This window comes from Ruegeria sp. HKCCD7559, from assembly GCF_013110575.1.
Lineage (GTDB): Bacteria > Pseudomonadota > Alphaproteobacteria > Rhodobacterales > Rhodobacteraceae > Ruegeria.
The window spans coordinates 12,048-28,247 of record NZ_WVQU01000012.1; the positions used below are offsets into that span (position 1 = coordinate 12,048).

General features: G+C 58.2%; 15 protein-coding genes and 1 tRNA gene. 6 read left to right on the forward strand and 10 right to left on the reverse strand.

Going from position 1 to position 16,200, the window contains the following annotated elements; genetic code table 11:
• Nucleotides 1-2: 2 nt before the first annotated feature.
• From modC to modA, 3 genes are read right to left on the reverse strand one after another with little or no spacing between them, the layout of a single operon-like run.
• Complete coding sequence (gene modC / locus GS605_RS19585) at nucleotides 3-1,103, reverse strand: molybdenum ABC transporter ATP-binding protein (RefSeq protein WP_171725060.1); 1,101 nt, start codon at nucleotides 1,101-1,103, stop codon at nucleotides 3-5.
• A complete protein-coding gene (modB, locus tag GS605_RS19590; RefSeq protein ID WP_152456975.1) occupies nucleotides 1,100-1,792 on the reverse strand; it encodes a molybdate ABC transporter permease subunit in 693 nt (230 codons plus the stop codon). The genes modC and modB overlap by 4 nt, the downstream gene beginning before the upstream one ends.
• 5 nt (nucleotides 1,793-1,797) lie before the next feature.
• Nucleotides 1,798-2,577 carry a molybdate ABC transporter substrate-binding protein gene (gene modA, locus GS605_RS19595; protein ID WP_371807781.1) on the reverse strand — a complete coding sequence of 260 codons (780 nt, stop codon included), beginning with the start codon at nucleotides 2,575-2,577 and terminating at the stop codon, nucleotides 1,798-1,800.
• Nucleotides 2,578-2,871: 294 nt separating this feature from the next.
• Between modA and GS605_RS19600 the strand changes: the two genes are divergently transcribed.
• A tRNA-Val gene (locus tag GS605_RS19600) sits at nucleotides 2,872-2,947 on the forward strand.
• Between the two features lie 70 nt (nucleotides 2,948-3,017).
• Here GS605_RS19600 and GS605_RS19605 read toward each other — a convergent pair.
• From GS605_RS19605 to GS605_RS19620, 4 genes are read right to left on the reverse strand one after another with little or no spacing between them, the layout of a single operon-like run.
• The gene (locus GS605_RS19605) at nucleotides 3,018-4,259 is read right to left on the reverse strand and encodes a dipeptidase (RefSeq protein WP_171725061.1); all 1,242 of its coding nucleotides are present in this window, start codon (nucleotides 4,257-4,259) and stop codon (nucleotides 3,018-3,020) included.
• 50 nt (nucleotides 4,260-4,309) lie between these two features.
• Nucleotides 4,310-5,488, reverse strand: coding sequence for a carbohydrate porin (locus GS605_RS19610; RefSeq protein WP_171725062.1), 1,179 nt, complete (start codon nucleotides 5,486-5,488; stop codon nucleotides 4,310-4,312).
• Nucleotides 5,485-6,249, reverse strand: a complete 765-nt coding sequence (locus GS605_RS19615; protein WP_171725063.1) for a DUF3299 domain-containing protein — start codon at nucleotides 6,247-6,249, stop codon at nucleotides 5,485-5,487. Before GS605_RS19615 ends, GS605_RS19610 begins: the two co-directional genes overlap by 4 nt.
• Nucleotides 6,250-6,274: 25 nt before the next feature.
• A complete protein-coding gene (locus GS605_RS19620; RefSeq protein WP_171118964.1) occupies nucleotides 6,275-7,672 on the reverse strand; it encodes an amidohydrolase family protein in 1,398 nt (465 codons plus the stop codon).
• A gap of 142 nt (nucleotides 7,673-7,814) precedes the next feature.
• Between GS605_RS19620 and GS605_RS19625 the strand changes: the two genes are divergently transcribed.
• Together GS605_RS19625 and GS605_RS19630 are read left to right on the forward strand one after the other, a co-directional pair.
• The gene (locus GS605_RS19625; RefSeq protein WP_171725064.1) at nucleotides 7,815-8,816 is read left to right on the forward strand and encodes an AraC family transcriptional regulator; all 1,002 of its coding nucleotides are present in this window, start codon (nucleotides 7,815-7,817) and stop codon (nucleotides 8,814-8,816) included.
• A gap of 536 nt (nucleotides 8,817-9,352) precedes the next feature.
• Nucleotides 9,353-10,351 (forward strand): LacI family DNA-binding transcriptional regulator, encoded by a 999-nt coding sequence (locus tag GS605_RS19630; protein WP_171638007.1) that lies wholly within the window; start codon nucleotides 9,353-9,355, stop codon nucleotides 10,349-10,351.
• Here the strand turns inward: GS605_RS19630 and GS605_RS19635 are convergent, their stop codons facing one another.
• Nucleotides 10,352-11,485 (reverse strand): Gfo/Idh/MocA family protein, encoded by a 1,134-nt coding sequence (locus tag GS605_RS19635; RefSeq protein ID WP_171725065.1) that lies wholly within the window; start codon nucleotides 11,483-11,485, stop codon nucleotides 10,352-10,354.
• Nucleotides 11,486-11,523: 38 nt separating this feature from the next.
• Nucleotides 11,524-12,627, reverse strand: coding sequence for a Gfo/Idh/MocA family protein (locus GS605_RS19640; protein ID WP_171725066.1), 1,104 nt, complete (start codon nucleotides 12,625-12,627; stop codon nucleotides 11,524-11,526).
• Nucleotides 12,628-12,750: 123 nt separating this feature from the next.
• Here GS605_RS19640 and iolC point away from each other — a divergent pair, with 123 nt between their 5' ends.
• From iolC to GS605_RS19655, 3 genes are read left to right on the forward strand one after another with little or no spacing between them, the layout of a single operon-like run.
• Nucleotides 12,751-13,719 (forward strand): 5-dehydro-2-deoxygluconokinase, encoded by a 969-nt coding sequence (gene iolC / locus GS605_RS19645; protein WP_171638012.1) that lies wholly within the window; start codon nucleotides 12,751-12,753, stop codon nucleotides 13,717-13,719.
• Between the two features lie 9 nt (nucleotides 13,720-13,728).
• Complete coding sequence (locus GS605_RS19650) at nucleotides 13,729-14,565, forward strand: 5-deoxy-glucuronate isomerase (protein ID WP_171638014.1); 837 nt, start codon at nucleotides 13,729-13,731, stop codon at nucleotides 14,563-14,565.
• A complete protein-coding gene (locus tag GS605_RS19655; RefSeq protein WP_171725067.1) occupies nucleotides 14,562-15,401 on the forward strand; it encodes a class II fructose-bisphosphate aldolase in 840 nt (279 codons plus the stop codon). The genes GS605_RS19650 and GS605_RS19655 overlap by 4 nt, the downstream gene beginning before the upstream one ends.
• Nucleotides 15,402-15,404: 3 nt before the next feature.
• On the opposite strand, the gene GS605_RS19660 is transcribed toward GS605_RS19655, so the two are convergent.
• Nucleotides 15,405-16,184 carry a TIM barrel protein gene (locus GS605_RS19660; protein ID WP_171725068.1) on the reverse strand — a complete coding sequence of 260 codons (780 nt, stop codon included), beginning with the start codon at nucleotides 16,182-16,184 and terminating at the stop codon, nucleotides 15,405-15,407.
• Nucleotides 16,185-16,200: the final 16 nt, after the last annotated feature.

The window sequence follows — 16,200 nt, forward strand, 5'->3', positions numbered from 1 at the left end:
GCCTAGCTGCTGGCCACAATGCGCCCGCCGACATCCTGCGGGGCCAATGCAACCGTCTTGATCACGGCATAACATGTGCTGCCCGGTTTCAGGTTCAGGGCCGCAACAGATCGACGCGTAACCCGCGCAAGCACATTGCCCGCCGGGGTCTTTACCGACACGATGGCACCCGGCCCCTCGCCTGACCGGATCGAGTCCACGGTCCCGCCAAGCACGTTCAGCGCCGAAAGCCCCTCGGGTTTGTTGTTCGACAGGATCACTTCCTGAGCGGGTATCCGAATCCGCAAGTTTGCCCCGACCTCATGCGCGACACGAGGCAGAAACAGCCGCGCGCCATTGGCGTTCAACTCTGTCAGCCCGTCGGAATGATGCTTTGCAACCTGAACCTGCAACACGGCCCCGACGGCACGAATTCCCGCAGGGGCGACTGACGGGTCGGCAAGCATTTCGGATGCGGGCCCGTGGCGAACTGCCTTGCCATCCTGCAACGCAACAACGGACGTTGCCAACCGGGCCACTTCGGCGGCAGAGTGGGTCACATAGAGGATCGGAACCGAGACCTCGTCCCTGAGACGCTCGAAATAGGGCAGGATTTCCGCTTTTCGCTCATCATCCAGTGCTGCCAACGGTTCATCTGCAAGGATCAACCGCGGGCTTGCCAACAAGGCCCGCCCGATGGCGACGCGCTGTTTCTCACCGCCTGACAACCCGGCAGGTCTGCGGTCCAGCAGATGACCGATGCCCAGCATGTCGATGACCCTGTCGGGGTCTTCGCGGCGTGTGTTTTTCGGCGCAAACCAACGCCCATAGGCAAGGTTCTGGCGCACGGTCAGATGGGGGAACAACCGCCCTTCCTGAAAAATATACCCCAATCGGCGCCGATGCGGCGGCAGCCACAGGCCCTGTTCCGTGTCGAACAGAACCCAGCCATCTACCGACACCCGGCCCGCCTGGGGCCGCAACAACCCTGCCACGGCATTGACGATGGTGGTCTTGCCCGATCCCGAGCGCCCGAACAGCACCGTCACGCCCGGTGGCGCATCAAAACTGACATTCAGATCGATCCCCGACAGATGGTGGTGCAACCGAACAGACAGGCTCATGATCCGGCCACCCGAGCTGCAGCACGCCGCCCCACATACTCCGACAGCAACAACGCGCTCATTGCGATGACGATCGATATCAGAACCAGCCGCGTCGCGGCTGCCTCGCCGCCCGGGACCTGCAAAAAGGCGTAGACAGCCGAAGGCAACGTCTGCGTCTGACCCGGGATGTTGGACACGAAGGTAATCGTCGCACCAAATTCACCCATGGCCTTGGCGAAGGCCAGAATAGCCCCGGCTATGACACCCGGTAAAATCATCGGCAAGGTCACCGTACAAAACACCATCGGACGCGACGCGCCCAGAGTTGCCCCGGCCTGTTCCAGCTTCGGGTCCACCGCTTCGATCGACAAACGTATCGCCCGGACCATCAAAGGGAAGGCCATGATCCCGGCGGCAAGGGCCGCGCCTGTCCAGCGAAAGGCCACTACGATCCCGAACTCGGCCAGAAGCCGGCCCAGCGGCCCTTGAATGCCAAAAGTCAGCAACAGCAGGTATCCGGTGACAACCGGCGGCAGGATCAAAGGCAAATGCACCAGACCGTTCAAAACCTGCCGTCCGGGAAACCGCCAACGTGCCAGAGCATAAGCGACAAATATCCCAAACGGCAAAGTCGCCAGCGTCGCCCAAAAGGACACGCGCAATGAAAGCTTCAAAGCTTCTGCTTCGGCAGGCCCCAACCAATCCAAGGCAATCACCTGACCGGCAGGGTAAATCCCTGCTCCAGAAATACAGCCGTGGCTGCATCAGTTTTCAGGTGTTCAAGAAAGGCGTGTGCTCCTTCTTTTGCATTGAGGGTCAGTGCCGCAGGGTAAATTATCGGTGGATGCAGATCGGCAGGGAATGTCGCAACGACCCGGACCCTTTCTTCCACCCTGGCATCTGATTGGTACACGATCCCAAGCGGCGCGGCCCCTGCCGCCACCAGAGCCAGCGCAGCGCGCACATTGTCGGCCTGCGCCACCTGTGTCCGCACAGCCTCCCACTGGTTCAGACTTTGCAAAGCAGCTTTGCCATAGATACCGGCAGGCACCGCGTCGACCAGTGCCATGGCCAGATAGCCGTCTTTCAAGTCCGCCTTGAGGTCATATCCGGGCTGGATCTCACCCACTTGCGCATGATCTTCAGCCCCGATCAGAACCAGGCCGTTGCCCAGCAGATCAACCCGAGAGTCTGCCCGGATCAATCCGTCCTGCTCCAACACATCCATCCAATCCGTATTGGCGGAGACAAACACATCCGCAGGCGCGCCTTGCTGAATCTGCCGGGCGAGGACCGACGACGCCGCATAGGAAACGGAAACGCTCTGACCGGTCTGCTTTTCGTACCCTGCAACGATTTCATCCAATGCGGTCTTGAGGCTGGCCGCTGCAAAGACCAGAATGCCTTCTGCACCGGCCTGAATCGGGGCCAGCGCCGTCATGCCAAGGACCAATGCCACCATCCAAAATCGGCGGGCGAAGGATAGGGTCATGTACACTCCCGACCGGTTTGCTTCAGTCTCTCTGGGGATATCGGACGTCACCGGTGGCGCGCAAGCGCCTTTGGCCATTTACACATGATGGGTCGCAGGTTGAGCAAGGCGTTTTCCATCGATCCGTCTTAAAATGTGCTGCCCACCTTCCAGCCCGAGAGGCGCCCCGAACGCCCGCCTGTTCGGCCTACTGCTGACAATATGCCCCGTTGGACGGCCGCCAGCGAAGGAACGCAAGAAAATCTTCCAGACCCTCTTGCACCTGCCCGCAGGCTTGGCTAAATGCAGCATCACGGGTGATTAGCTCAGTTGGTAGAGCGCTTCGTTTACACCGAAGATGTCGGGAGTTCGAGTCTCTCATCACCCACCATCCTTTCCCCCAAAATTTCTGCGCTGTTCCGCATCCGGGGCCAATCATCATTGATGCCGGTCCCGAAAGTCTATCGCGAATAAAACCCTTCTCGCAATTCCTGCCTGAGACGCAGACGCTCGGGGTATTCTTTCAGAAATTGTTCGGGGGGGGTGCCCTCCCAGACTTGCGCGTAAACCCGCATCTTGTTGCCGCCATAGATCTTTTCGAGGTCTTCATCGGAATAACCTCTTGCCCAGAGATCATCGGTAATTGCCGCAAGGATTTTGGCCAACTCACCGTTGCCGGTCGCCCCTTTGTTGAACGCGTCGATCATATAGCCGCCATCATCATACATGCTGGCGTTTGCAGTCGCGAACTGCACAACCAATTCAGTCGAGAACATGTCATCCGTTGCGATCCCAACGTGGTCGACCCCAACAAGTTGAACATAGTAGTCGATCATGCCGGCGGCTTGCTTGGGTGAGATATCTTCAGGCCAAACGCCGTCCATCATCCATTCAGTGAATGTCGGAGAAACATAGCCGCCCGATTTGGCCGCACGCAGGGCCTCGTCATCGGGAATGGCCCGATAACACCCGCGTGGCGTCGCACCGGGTTCGTTTGCGTAAAGGCCGGCAGGAACCGAATGCGTGTAAACATAAGGCACGCCGGGATAGTTTTCGTCCATGTAGTCCATGGCGTCGTTGGCCGTTTTGGAACCCGTGTGGCTCAGGTCCAGAAGGATGCCGAAACGCACCATTTCATCGATCACCGACTTGCCCCAAGGGGTCAGACCGATATCGCGCCCGTTATAGGCCGCCAACTGCCCCGACCCGGTGCGGAAGATATCGTTGTAGGCCAGGATCATACTCTTGATCCCCATATCCTTAAGCAACGCCATCTTCCTCAGGTCGCCATCCAGAATCGTCGCCGTCTGGCTGTTCCAGATGACCGCCGTCTTGCCTTGAATATGGGCGGCTTCGATATCGCGGGTTTCATTCACGATCAGGTAATTCTCTGGCTGTTGCGCCATCGCCGACCGGAAGTGGTAGTGCTGATCAAGAAAGGTCTCAAAAGACATATCCGCTGCGGCCAGCGTCATCTCATGACCTGTTATTCCGTGGTCCCGAGCCCGCGCGAAGTAAGTGTGCAGCTGTTCCTCTTCAGTCCAGCCGGTGCCGTAGGGGCTGGCCAACATGCCAAGCACGATTGTGTCATTCACAAATTGCTTTGCTTCATCCGACGCATCCCATGTCTTGCTTTCCTCGCTCGCGTGCAGCGCGGCACCGGATACGATTGCAATGGCGCTTGCGGCCAACCAAGTTTTCATGACTGAGCCTCCCAAATTGGTTTCGTGTGAGTTGCTGCTTTCGAGCCGCATCAAAAAACGATCCGGGTGCGCAGGCTGAACAACGTGATGCTATCCTGATTGGCGTTCAGCAGCGGATTGGAGATGAACTGTAGTGACGGCGTGATTTGCAGACCGGGTGAGATTGAAAAGCGATAGAATGCTTCCAGCGTGAACTGATCGCCGTCGATGTTTCTTGCTTCGGCCCAGTTCAAACCCAAACCGGCCAGATCGGTGTTTCGACCGTAATAGCCCAGCCCGGCAGAAACCGAACGATCATACAGCGCTGCCGTGCCTTTCGACGCTCCTGCCCGAACGAACGGCATCCATTTGTTGTCGACAAACCAAGCCGCGGAAAACACGGCGCCATAATCTTCTGCACGGCTGCCATCGTCGGCCGCATCTGCATGCCAGAGGGTCAAATGGACATTGTCGAAATAGATGCGGTCAAAGCCCGAAGTGTAGCCAATCTCAAACGATTTGAAGAGATTGCCGTAGCTGAACACGTCAAGACTTGGATCCGACGGATCGGCGTTTGCGTCTGCAACGCTGGCAACGGCGTAGAAGTTTTTGCTCAGCTTTATCCCACCGGCAATGCCAATTCCCTGGTTGGGTGTGTTGATTGTCGGGTTGGTGTTGAACGACAGGTTTTGGAACCCGCTGTAGGGGCTGACCAATCCATAGATATCCACAAAGTCCGTCACATCAATCTGGCCGACTTGCAGCGTCCACGCGCCGTTCTCGGCCCTTTGGGTCCAGAACAGGTTGGTCAGCAACAAACCATTGTCGTTGAAGGCTGTTCCGGTGATCGACAATGCACCTCCGTCCAGCCCAAGGAATTGCGGGGCAACATCGGTGTATCCGTGCCGATCTTCGATTTTGAATGTCAAAGAACCCCGCTCGGTTGCCTGCCAACTGCCGTAGACACGCGCGATTCCACTTGCGGCCTCACCAGTTCCCAAATCAGCGTTCGTGGATTGGCCCAACGCCAGGTAATCCACGTTGAACCGAAACCCGCCCTCGGCCAGCCGGTCTTTCCACCGAAACCATCCCGGCGCGATGTTGCGCGGAAATTCGGAACGGTATTGCGGATCGGTCAGGCCATCGCCAGGTTTCAGCTCGGCCTCGACCGAAGAAGGCCCGGACAACCCCTGCGCAGACGCCGTACCCGCGCAGGCAATGCTCAATGCGGCAACAAGGCGCCCTATCATTCCGACGCCTTTGCGCCGCCAGTTTTACGATTGCCAGCAGCTCGGACGCGATCGGCTGCACGCTGTCTCCATTCCAGACCGTCGGCCTTGGTTTCCAGCGTTTCAACGCTGTCCGTCTCCAGTTTGAAGGTTGCATTCATCGGCACAAGCCCATCCACGACCATCATGTTCTGAACCGAGGGTTCAATCGTCAGCCTACCTTTGAGCCGAACGGGTTCATGGAAGTAACTGGGGGCCCAGTCGCCGTTCAACCGCACCCGGATCATCTGATTGGGCGGAGGCGGGGGCATGTGGCTGCACATCCCGCGTTCTGGCACCAAATATGCAACCGCTCGCCCGTCCGGATCGTTCGGCGCGGGAATGGCAAAGCCTGTCAGCGTAACACTCTGGCCATCGAGTTGCGGATTTCCGTTTGTTCCTGCCTTTCTTCGCCGCTCTTTCACAGCCTCTCGCTGATCGAGCAGCCAGTCGACATCAACGCCACCCTCGGCCAAGGCGTCTTCAGTCTCGGTCAGAAGCTCTTGCCATTTCTGTCTTTCCTCAACGCTGCCGACATCCTGCTGCAACCTGCCGCGCAAGCGCACGACGAAGAGGACATCGTCAAACTGTTCAGGGCTCAGATCACGATAAGGGTCATCGAACACCTGCACCGACGGGTCCGGAAGGTCAGACCAGTCAAGCGTCGCATGGGGCGTTGCCATTGCGGAATGACCGCTCAGGACAAAGCCAGCGAAAACTGCGGCGCGAAACCAAGGGAACATCAAATCTCTCCAACCGTTATTTGGGTCAGTCCAGTGTGTTCTTGTATATCACACCGTCCTTCATAATCAGTCGGATCGTTTCCGGGCTTTCCGGCCTCGGGTCGGCGCCAAACCATTGATCCCCGGTTCCAACGACGGAAAAGTCTTCAAGTGGGTTTCCGTCGATCAGCAGGATATCAGCATAGGCCCCTTCCTCGATAACGCCCAGATTGCCTTCGGGATAGGGGTTCATGAACGGTCCGGACAAAGCGGCGATTTCACCGCCAGTAGATGTCATTGCGACCAACGATGCGTGAGAGCCAAAGAACTCATTATTGAGATGTTTTTCATAGGCAATTTGAATATTGCAGGCAGCTACAGAACCTACGCAATCCGTGTGAAACCCTCTTTTAGCTGGGCACTCATTCATGTTTTTTATGTAGTCGCCGAAAGCCTGCGTGGCGGACTGTGCCTTTCTTAAGCTGGCTGGGACATCTCGAATGGCAGGAATATCGAAGAGATTTGGATCAAATGCCGTGAGATTGGTTGTGATGTAGGCTCCTTTCTCTTCCATCAGCGCTGATATTTCACAATCAAACATGAAACCGTGTTCAATTGATCGCACACCAGCATTCAGTGCCGCCATGATCGTTTCCTTGCGGTAGGAATGGGCCATGACGTAGCTTTCGTATTCGTTGGCAACCTGCACGGCCGCTTCTAACTCTGCCGTCGATCCAGCCAATAACTGCCACGGGTCAAACACTGAAACTACACCGCCTGATTGCATGTACTTCAGTTGTGTTGCTCCCATCCGAAAGTTGTTACGAGCAAACTTGTACATTTCGGAGACACTGTCGACTTCTTGGGCCATATTCAGACGGCTGAAATTTGAAGACTGGCCAACAGGTGCTGTAAAGTTGGCGAAATCAGCATGGCCACCACGCGTACTTAGAAAAGCAGCCGCAGGGTAGAAACGCGGCCCGACAATAGTCCCGGTGTCGATTGCGCGGCGAAGCCCTCCATTAGCGCCACCTGCATCTCTTACGGTGGTAAAGCCTTGCATTAAGTACATCTCAGCCATTTGAGTGCCGTGAATCGCGAGGTCTTCCCAAGTGCTGTTGGCTTCCATTGCGGGCAACGTGGGTCCTGGCAGCATCAGGTGTGCATGATTTTCGATGAAGCCGGGGGTCAGTGTCCGCCCTTCTCCGTCAATAACCGTAGCATTGGGGGCATCAATCACTTCAGTTGATACGGCCTTAATCAGGTTGCCCTCGACCAATACGCTGGCATTCTCGATACGTTGCTCATTCACGCCATCAAAGACGTGCACATTGGTGAACAGCGTTTGAGGATCTTCTTGATCCTGAGCCTGCGCAGCCACCGAAAAACCAAAAACTGCCGCGACCATTACCGCCGGGCAAAGGGATATTCGCATGTTGGTCATAGGTCTTCCCTTCACATTCACGTTTTACCGAACGTAGCCCGAAAACTCTTGGGCGGGTTGCCACTTTTGGATTAACATGTGCGAATGTGACCGCAAAAAAGGCCACTGAACGAAACCATTGGTTTAAAAAAGGGTGACGGACGTGCCACTCAGCTCCACTTCTGAAGCGCATAGCGAAGGCTTTATCCGCCTCGCGCTGGCCGCCCCGTTTCTGCAATATCTCACCGACCGCAGGATCAATCCGCAACCGGCCTTGGATCAGGTCGGCTTGAAGGCCGACCTGCTGTCCGACCCATCTGTCTATGTCCACTCGGAACTGGTCTATGGTCTGTTGAATGCCTTCTCAGAGTTGTCAGGGGATCGATACCTTGGCCTGAATGTAGGAGAGACATTTGACCTGCAAGGATGGCCGCCGTTCGCTCGGTCGTTGCAATCCTCGAACACTCTGTTCGAGTTTTTTGCCCGGTTCGTCAGGCTTGTGCCACAAGAGTCCAACTCCGTGCGGCACAGCCTTGTCGTGGAAGCAGACAAAGCGATCTATCGGATCGCGCGGCAACAGGAACCAACCGTTCCGCCCGTTCAGGTTACCGGGTTCGGGGCTGCCATCTATGTGCGCCTGTTGCAAAGCGTGGTCGGAAACGCGTGGGATCCGTCCCGGGTGCGATGGGAAAGCAGATACATCCTTGGCTTGCCACGCGGTTACAAAGGTATCGAAGTCGGTCTTGGACCCAACCCCGGAATGCAGATCAGTTTTCCCGTGGAATGGTTGTTTCTACACCATGCGGCAGAGGAGTCCGAAGCGCCGACAGCCACGATTCGACACAATGAAGACGTCACCGTAGTGGCCGCTTTGCGGTCTGTCCTGCGTGGAAAACTGGATGAGTCAGAGCTGGGGCCGGAGGTTGTGGCCGGATTGCTGGGTATCCAGCCCGAGCGGTTCCTGAAAGCACTTCAGAAACATCAGACAACACTTCCCCGAGAGGTAAGGCGTCTGCGGGTCGATGTCGCCAAGAAGCACCTCAGAGAAAGCAAAATGACAGTTGCCGAGATCGGTCTCATGCTTGGCTATTCCGACAAGTCCCACTTCACTCGGTTTTTTCGAAACCAGACCGGTGTGACGCCAACCAAATTCCGCCTTGGATAGCACCTGCGCTGCGAATGGGCGGGTTGGCGTTCCACTGCTTCTCTCATGTGTGTCCACCAAGGGATGGCAAGAGTTTTTGCCACGGTCATGGAGCCAATGCCAAGGGTTGAAAAAGCTGTTGCCCCACGGTCCTTTTGGCAACGCATGCGCCGTCACGCATGCCTGTTGCGGCTCGATCGGACGTGATCTTGAAAGCGGCAGGAAAGGATATGCCCTTGAACCGCTCCGCGGTTTGTGCAACTTCAAATCGCTGACAACGCCAAGCATTTCTAAGAAATCGTGCGCTTGGCGGTAATGCAAGACGGCGTCTTGGTGCATCTGCGGATTGGAAAATGCGCTTCGGTTATGCCGAAGATGTCAGGAGTTCGAGTGTCTCATCACCCACCTTTTTGCCTTCAAAATTTCGACGCTCAAACACGCTTGAATCGTCGCGGCAGAGTTGCAACCGGTTGCAAGTTCAGGTCGATGATGCATAATGCTCGGGCAATGCCAGACTTATCTGTTTTCCTGCCTCGCTGTAATCGGAGTCCCGCAGCGTGAGCGTGACCCTGAAAGACGTGGCCGCCTTGGCCGGTGTATCGCGATCTGCGGTGTCGCGCACCTTTACCGAAGGTGCCTCGGTTTCCGCAAAAACGCGCAGCAAGGTTGAAAAGGCCGCGCGAGAGCTGGGCTACAGCCCCAATGCTCTGGCTTCGTCGCTGACGACCGGGCGCACCAAACTGATCGGGTTGATTTCGAACAACTTTCACAACCCGATCTTTCTGGAAGTCTTCGACCAGTTTACACGCGCCTTACAGGAACGCGGCCTGCGCCCGCTGATCGTGAACCTGACGGACGAGACCGAGCCCGCCAATTCCGTACGCATGCTGCGGCAATATTCGGTGGATGCGGTGATCGTCGCCTCGTCGACCTTGCCGCCCAGCTTTGCCAAAGCGTTCCACGATGCGGGCGTGCCGGTGGTGCACACGTTCGGCCGGTCTGCCACCTCGCCTGAGGTGCATGTGGTCGGGATCGACAATGTGGAATGCGGCCGCATGGCCGCGCGCGAGCTGGTCGCGCGGGGTTATGCCAGCGTGGGCTATCTGGGCGGGCCGCAGGATGCGACCTCGTCCCTGGACCGGCAGCGGGGCTTTTTCGAGGAAATGGCCAACCATCCGCAGATTCCCGTCAACCACTCCTTCGCCGGAGCTTATTCCTTCGAGGCCGGCCGGGCCGAGATGCTGCGCCTGCTGGCGGGTGATCCGGCGCAGGCCTATTTCTGCGGCGACGACATCCTGTCGATCGGGGCGCTGTCGGCGCTGGCCGATCACGGGCTGAAACCGGGCACCGATATCGGGATCATCGGCCTGAACGACATGGAGATGTCGCGCTGGGAATATATCAACCTGACGACTATCCATCAGCCGATCAAGCAGATCATCACCTCGTCGGTCGATCTGGTGGAAGAGATGCTGAAGGCGCCCGATCGCTACCCCGAGGCACGGATTTTCCCCTGCCGGGTGGTCGAGCGGGGCACGTTGCGGCCCCGCCCCTGATCAGCGGAACATCGGCGGGCGGGCGTCCTGCCAGGCACCATCTGCTTTGCCCGACGCAACAGCCGCGTGCACCGCTGCGATCGATCGCACGCCATCCGCTGCGGTGGGCAGGCCATCCCGGCTTTCACCGCGGATCGCATCCGCCAGATCGCAATAGATATTGGCTACAGCCAGCGGGAAGCCTTCGGGGTGCGCGATGGCGACCCGAGACAGGCGCTGCACTTCATCATGAAGCCCCCCCTCGCCCTTTTCGATGATCTGGGTGCGCCCTCCTACCGGGGTGTAGATCAACTGGTTGGGTTGCTCTGACGCCCAGCGCAACCCGCCGGTTTCGCCAAAGACCTGAATGTCAAAGCCATGCTGGCGCCCGATCGCCACAGAAGATGTCCAAAGACGCCCGACTGTGCCGCTTTCCATCCGGAAGTTGATCATTGCATCGTCTTCCAGTTCCCGGCTTGCGATCGTTGAGGCCATATCAGCCGAAAGCGTCTTCACCTCATCATCGCAGATAAAACTGGCCATATGCAGGGCGTGGATACCGCAATCGGCGAACTGCCCGGAAACCCCTGCCATCGCAGGGTCATAGCGCCAGCGCACGCGCGGATTGTCCGCATCGGTGGCATCCCCATGATGGCCGTGGCTGAAATTGGTCACCACAAGACGCACCTGTCCGATTTCGCCTGAGCGCACCATAGCGCGGGCCTGCCGCACCATCGGATAGGCGGAATAGCAGTAGTTCACCGAGCAGATCTTTCCCGACGCTTCGGCGACGCGGACAATTTCCTCACCCTCTTCTACAGTCATTGTCATTGGCTTTTCACACAAGACATTGAAGCCCGCCTCAAGATAGGCCTTGGCGATCTCGAAATGCGTCGAATTCGGAGTGGCGATTGTCACCAGATCGATCCGGTCTTCACGGTCCTTCTCACCGGCCAGCATCTCTTGCCAGTCGCCATAGGCGCGATCGGCTGCAACACCCAATCGCTGCGCGTATTCCCGGCCCGCTTCGGGCCGGTGATCCAGCGCGCCTGCGGCAAATTCAAACAGCCCGTCAGCCTGTGCCCCCAAGCGGTGCGCGGGGCCAATCTGGCTGCCTTCACCACCACCGATCATGCCCCATCTCAACTTAGCCATGGTCATCGTCTCTCATTAGAACTTTTTTGTTTGAGCGATCAGAAATCGCGGATGTCTTTCCACTGCCGCTGCTCTGACGATGCCAAGGCGGCGGCAAGCACCCGGTTGACCTCATGCCCGTCGCGAAAGGTGGGCCAAGTGGCCGTTCCGGTGTGGACGGCCTGAAGAAAGTCTTTGGCCTCGATAATGATCTGGTCCTGATAGCCCGTTCCGTGGCCCGGACCCTGGCAGAAGGGCTCGTAATCCGGATGCGCCGGTCCGGTCAGGATTTTTGTGAACCCACGGGACGCTTCGGGTCCTTCCCGCTTGTAGAGCCACAGCGCGTTCTGGTCTTCCTGATCGAACCGGATGGCGCCCTTTGTTCCCGATATTTCATAAGCATAGCCCATTTTCCGCCCCGTCGCGACGCGGCTGAAATACAGGTTGCCCATAACCCCGTTTTCAAAACGGCACATCATCTGGGCATGATCATCATTTGTCACTTCACCACCCGGTCGGGTTTTGTGAACCGTTTCAACATCCGCCATCACACGCGCGATCGGTCCAACCAGCGCCAATGCACCGTTGACCATATGCGGTGCCAGATCTCCGATGGTGCCATTGGCCATGCCCGTCGTACGCCAGGAGGCAGAAGCGTGCGGGTCGGCATAGAAATCCTCGGTATGCTCGCCCCGGAACCAGGTGATATCCCCGATTTCACCATTTGCAATAAGCTGGCGTGCGTATTGCGTCGCAGGCGTACGAACATAGTTGAACCCCACCATGTTGACCGCGCCCGACGCTTCGGCAGCAGCAACCATGGCCAGACTGTCCTCAAGCGATGCGCCCAATGGTTTTTCACACAAGACCGGTTTACCCAGTGCAAAAGCTGCTTCGGCAATCTGACGATGTGTCGATTGAGGCGAGGCGATGACGATTGCCTGAACCTTGGGATCCTCAACCAATACCCGCCAATCATCGGTCGCTCGGTCAAAACCGTAGGCCGTCCTGTAACGTTGGGCGCTTTCGGGGCTGGAGGCACAGATGACCTCGAGCCGGGGTCTCAATGCCGTGTTGAACACCGCGCCGACCGCTGACATGGCCACGGAATGGGCCTTGCCCATATAGCCGCCGCCGACGATTCCAATTCCGATTTCAGGCATCTGCAACGGCTCCGAACATATCATTTGCAACCGGTTGCAAAATCAGTATCGTGTGAATCGATTCAACGCAAGGTCCAAACTTTGCCGACCCATTCTGCCGGAGGACAAAACTTGAGCGTTTTGATGGATGGTATCAAAGGAAACCGTTTCGCCGTTCTGGGGCGTGCGGGTATGGACCTTTACGCAGACCCAATTGGTGTCAAAAGCGAGGATGCCAGCACGTTTCATGCCGACCTTGGTGGTTCTTCTGCCAACATTTGTGCCGGGCTGGTCAAGTTGGGCAGCGAGGCGTCGCTGATCACGTCCGTCTCGAACGATGCGATTGGGCGGTTCTGCCTCAACCGGTTGCGGCATTACGGGGTGGACACATCCTATATCCGCATTCTGGGCGGCGAATACCGCATGTCTTTGGCCGTGTACGAAAGCCGGATCGAGGACTTTCAGAATGTGATCTATCGCAACGGGGCCGTTGATTTCCAAGTCACGAAAGAGGATATGGACAGAGTCGATTATTCATCTTTCTCGGCAATCATCTCGGCTGGAACGGTCTTTGCGTCCGAACCGTCGCGCAGCGCCACATTCCAGGCCTTCGAGAACGCCCGAAGCGCAGGACTGCCGATCATCTTCGACATCGATTACCGTCCGTACAGCTGGCCCTCGGCCGAGGTGGCTGCCGAAGTTCTGTCGCGGGCTGGCGAAGCCAGCGACCTGATCGTCGGCAATGACGAAGAATTCGGATTCATGGCCGGCGGCATCGAAAAGGGTTTTGCCAAAGCGCAGGAACTTGCCCAAAAACCGGGTCGGATCGTCATCTACAAGATGGGCGAAAAAGGTGCTGTCACCTTTGTGGACGGGCAAGAGCTGCGAACCGGTATTTACCCGGTTACGGCCGTCAAACCCAACGGGGCTGGCGACAGTTTCATGGCCGGGCTTCTGGCCTCGATCGCGGCGGGGCACGATCTGAAAGACGCCGTCATGCGCGGTTCGGCCTGCGCGTCGATCGTGGTGTCGCATCCCGGTTGCGCACCCGCCATGCCAACGACACCAGAACTGGACGCGTTCCTCGCTTCGCATCCCGGCCCGACCACATAGGAGAGTACCATGCATATCGCGCCCTATGACAATCGGAACAAACCCATCGTAGACGCCGATGATCCGACCGTTCCGCTGAACTATTTCAACATCGTCAAACTGAACATAGGTGAAGCGTTCGAATACCAGGTGCCGGGCTACGAGACCTGCATCGTGCCCGCCACCGGCAGCGTCGACGTGGACGTCGAAGGCGTGCGCTTTGCCCATCTGGGTAATCGGGGCGAGGATGTCTGGGATGGCGAACCCGAGGGAGCCTATGTCCCGTCGGGAGCACGGGCGCAGATGGTCTGCGTGTCAGAGGCTGCCGAGGTGTTCGTGGCAGGCGCAAAGTATGACAAGGTGCTGGATCCGTTCGACGTGCGCGAGCACGACCTGGTGCAATACGGCAGCGACGACACCAAGACCCACCGCAAAATCAAGCACATCCTCGGCCAGAAACAGCATGACAAGGTCGGTCGCCTATTGGTGAGCGAGCTGTTCACCGTCGGTCAGGGCGGCTGGTCGGGCTTTCCCAGCCACAAGCACGACACCAACCGCCTGCCGGACGAGACCCGGCATGACGAAACCTACAATTTCCGCTTCAAACCCAACTGGGGCTCGGGCCTACAGATGCTGCAACGCGAGGACAACGAGCCGGGCGATGCCTATCACATCGTCGATGGCTCCACGATCTGCATCGACAAGGGCTATCACCCCTGCTGCGTGCTGCCGGGATACGAGATGTATTACTTCACCATCCTCGGCGGGCTGACCCAGCGGTCGCTGGTACAGTATTTCCAACCCACCCATGCCTATCAGATCGAAACGATCCCGGGCATCAAAGACATGATCGCCAAATTCAAATGACCCTCGTTACGCTCAAAGACGTCCTGCAACCCGCCTACGAACAGGGCTATGCCATCGGCGGCCTGGTGACGCTGGGCTGGGAAGACATGCGCGCCTATGTCGCCGCCGCCGAGGCCGAGAACGCCCCGGTGATCCTGCAAGCCGGACCGAGCTGCCGCGAGCACACGCCGCTGCCGATCCTGGGCAAGATGTTCCGGTATCTGGCCGAAAACGCCACGGTGCCCGTCGTGGCGCATCTGGACCACGGCTATACCTTCGAGGACTGCAAGATCGCGCTGGACAGCGGGTTCACCTCGCTGATGTTCGACGGGTCGCGCAAGCCCTTGCAGCAGAACATCGATGAAACCGCCGCGATTGCCGAAATGGCCCATGCCGCCGGGATCTCGTGCGAGGGCGAGATCGGCTTCGTCGGCTATTCCGGCGGTGAAGGTTCCAACGGCACGGATCCCGAGGAAGCCGCGAAGTTTGCCCGCGACAGCAGCGTGGACGCGATGGCAATCTCGGTCGGAAACGTCCACCTTCAGCAAAAAAAGGAAGGTGGTCTGGACGAAAACCGCATACGCCAGATCGACTCCATGACCGACGTTCCACTGGTCATCCATGGCGGATCGGGTGTGCCGGTCGAACAGCGCGCGCGGTTGGCGCGTGAAACCGCGATCTGCAAATTCAACATCGGGACCGAGCTGCGCATGGCCTTCGGCACCGCCCTGCGCGAGGCCGTAAACCGCGACCCCGACCGGTTCGACCGGGTAACGATCCTGAAGGAAACGCACGACTCGGTTGAGGCTGCTGCCCGCACGGTGATCCGCGCCTTTGGTGCGCCACCGCAGCGGTAACGCTCAGAGCGTGAATGCCGACCGGAAGGCGTTTAGCGCGTCTTCCGGGTCGCCTGCGGCGAAGGCTTCCATCCCGACCGGGCCGCGATAGCCCAATTCGTTCAACGCACGCGCCACGGCGGCATAGTTGATCTCACCGGTTCCGGGCTCGCACCGACCGGGATTGTCGGCCACCTGCACCTCTCCGATCCAGGGCAGGCATTTTTCACACCAGCGGATCAGATCCCCCTCGCCGATCTGGGTATGGTAGAGGTCGAGATTGATCCGCAACTGCGGACGATCAACCGACGAAACCAAGGAAAGCACGTCCGCCGTTGACCCGAACGGACAGCCTGGATGGTCCAGCAGGTTCAGGTTTTCAAGCGTGAACACCACATCTTCGGCCTGGGCCAGATCACAGATCCGGTTCAGGGTGTCCCTGGCCTTGAGCCACATCGGCCCTGTGACCTCGTCATGTTGCCAGATCGGTATGCCACCATCACCCAACCCGGTGCCGTGCAGATTCAGACGCGCAACGCCCAGGCGCTTGCCGACCTGAATTGTTTCGGCCGCCGAGGCCAGCAGCATCTCGGCCCCGTCATCGTCGGCCAGCCGCCCCTGAAGATAGCCGTTCATGATGGTGAAACTGGCGCCGGTTGCGACCAGTCTGGGAATATCGAGCTCCGGCCAGTTCCACATCCCGACACCGAACCCCATCTCGGCCAGCCGGGCGGCGCGCCAATCCATCGGCCTGTCCAGCCACAGCATCTCGGCACAGGCCGCAAGTTGAAACGGTTGAGGCATTGATTTCTCTTTCGGT

What these genes read in the sequence shown, in the direction of transcription:
- GS605_RS19655 (WP_171725067.1), top strand. Translation starts at nt 14,562, where the DNA reads ATGACCCTCGTTACGCTCAAAGACGTCCTGCAACCCGCCTACGAACAG.
- GS605_RS19605 (WP_171725061.1), bottom strand. Translation starts at nt 4,259, where the DNA reads ATGAAAACTTGGTTGGCCGCAAGCGCCATTGCAATCGTATCCGGTGCC.
- GS605_RS19620 (WP_171118964.1), bottom strand. Translation starts at nt 7,672, where the DNA reads ATGACCAACATGCGAATATCCCTTTGCCCGGCGGTAATGGTCGCGGCA.
- GS605_RS19650 (WP_171638014.1), top strand. Translation starts at nt 13,729, where the DNA reads ATGCATATCGCGCCCTATGACAATCGGAACAAACCCATCGTAGACGCC.
- GS605_RS19640 (WP_171725066.1), bottom strand. Translation starts at nt 12,627, where the DNA reads ATGCCTGAAATCGGAATTGGAATCGTCGGCGGCGGCTATATGGGCAAG.
- GS605_RS19660 (WP_171725068.1), bottom strand. Translation starts at nt 16,184, where the DNA reads ATGCCTCAACCGTTTCAACTTGCGGCCTGTGCCGAGATGCTGTGGCTG.
- modC (WP_171725060.1), bottom strand. Translation starts at nt 1,103, where the DNA reads ATGAGCCTGTCTGTTCGGTTGCACCACCATCTGTCGGGGATCGATCTG.
- modA (WP_371807781.1), bottom strand. Translation starts at nt 2,577, where the DNA reads ATGACCCTATCCTTCGCCCGCCGATTTTGGATGGTGGCATTGGTCCTT.
- GS605_RS19615 (WP_171725063.1), bottom strand. Translation starts at nt 6,249, where the DNA reads ATGTTCCCTTGGTTTCGCGCCGCAGTTTTCGCTGGCTTTGTCCTGAGC.
- GS605_RS19610 (WP_171725062.1), bottom strand. Translation starts at nt 5,488, where the DNA reads ATGATAGGGCGCCTTGTTGCCGCATTGAGCATTGCCTGCGCGGGTACG.
- iolC (WP_171638012.1), top strand. Translation starts at nt 12,751, where the DNA reads ATGGATGGTATCAAAGGAAACCGTTTCGCCGTTCTGGGGCGTGCGGGT.
- GS605_RS19635 (WP_171725065.1), bottom strand. Translation starts at nt 11,485, where the DNA reads ATGGCTAAGTTGAGATGGGGCATGATCGGTGGTGGTGAAGGCAGCCAG.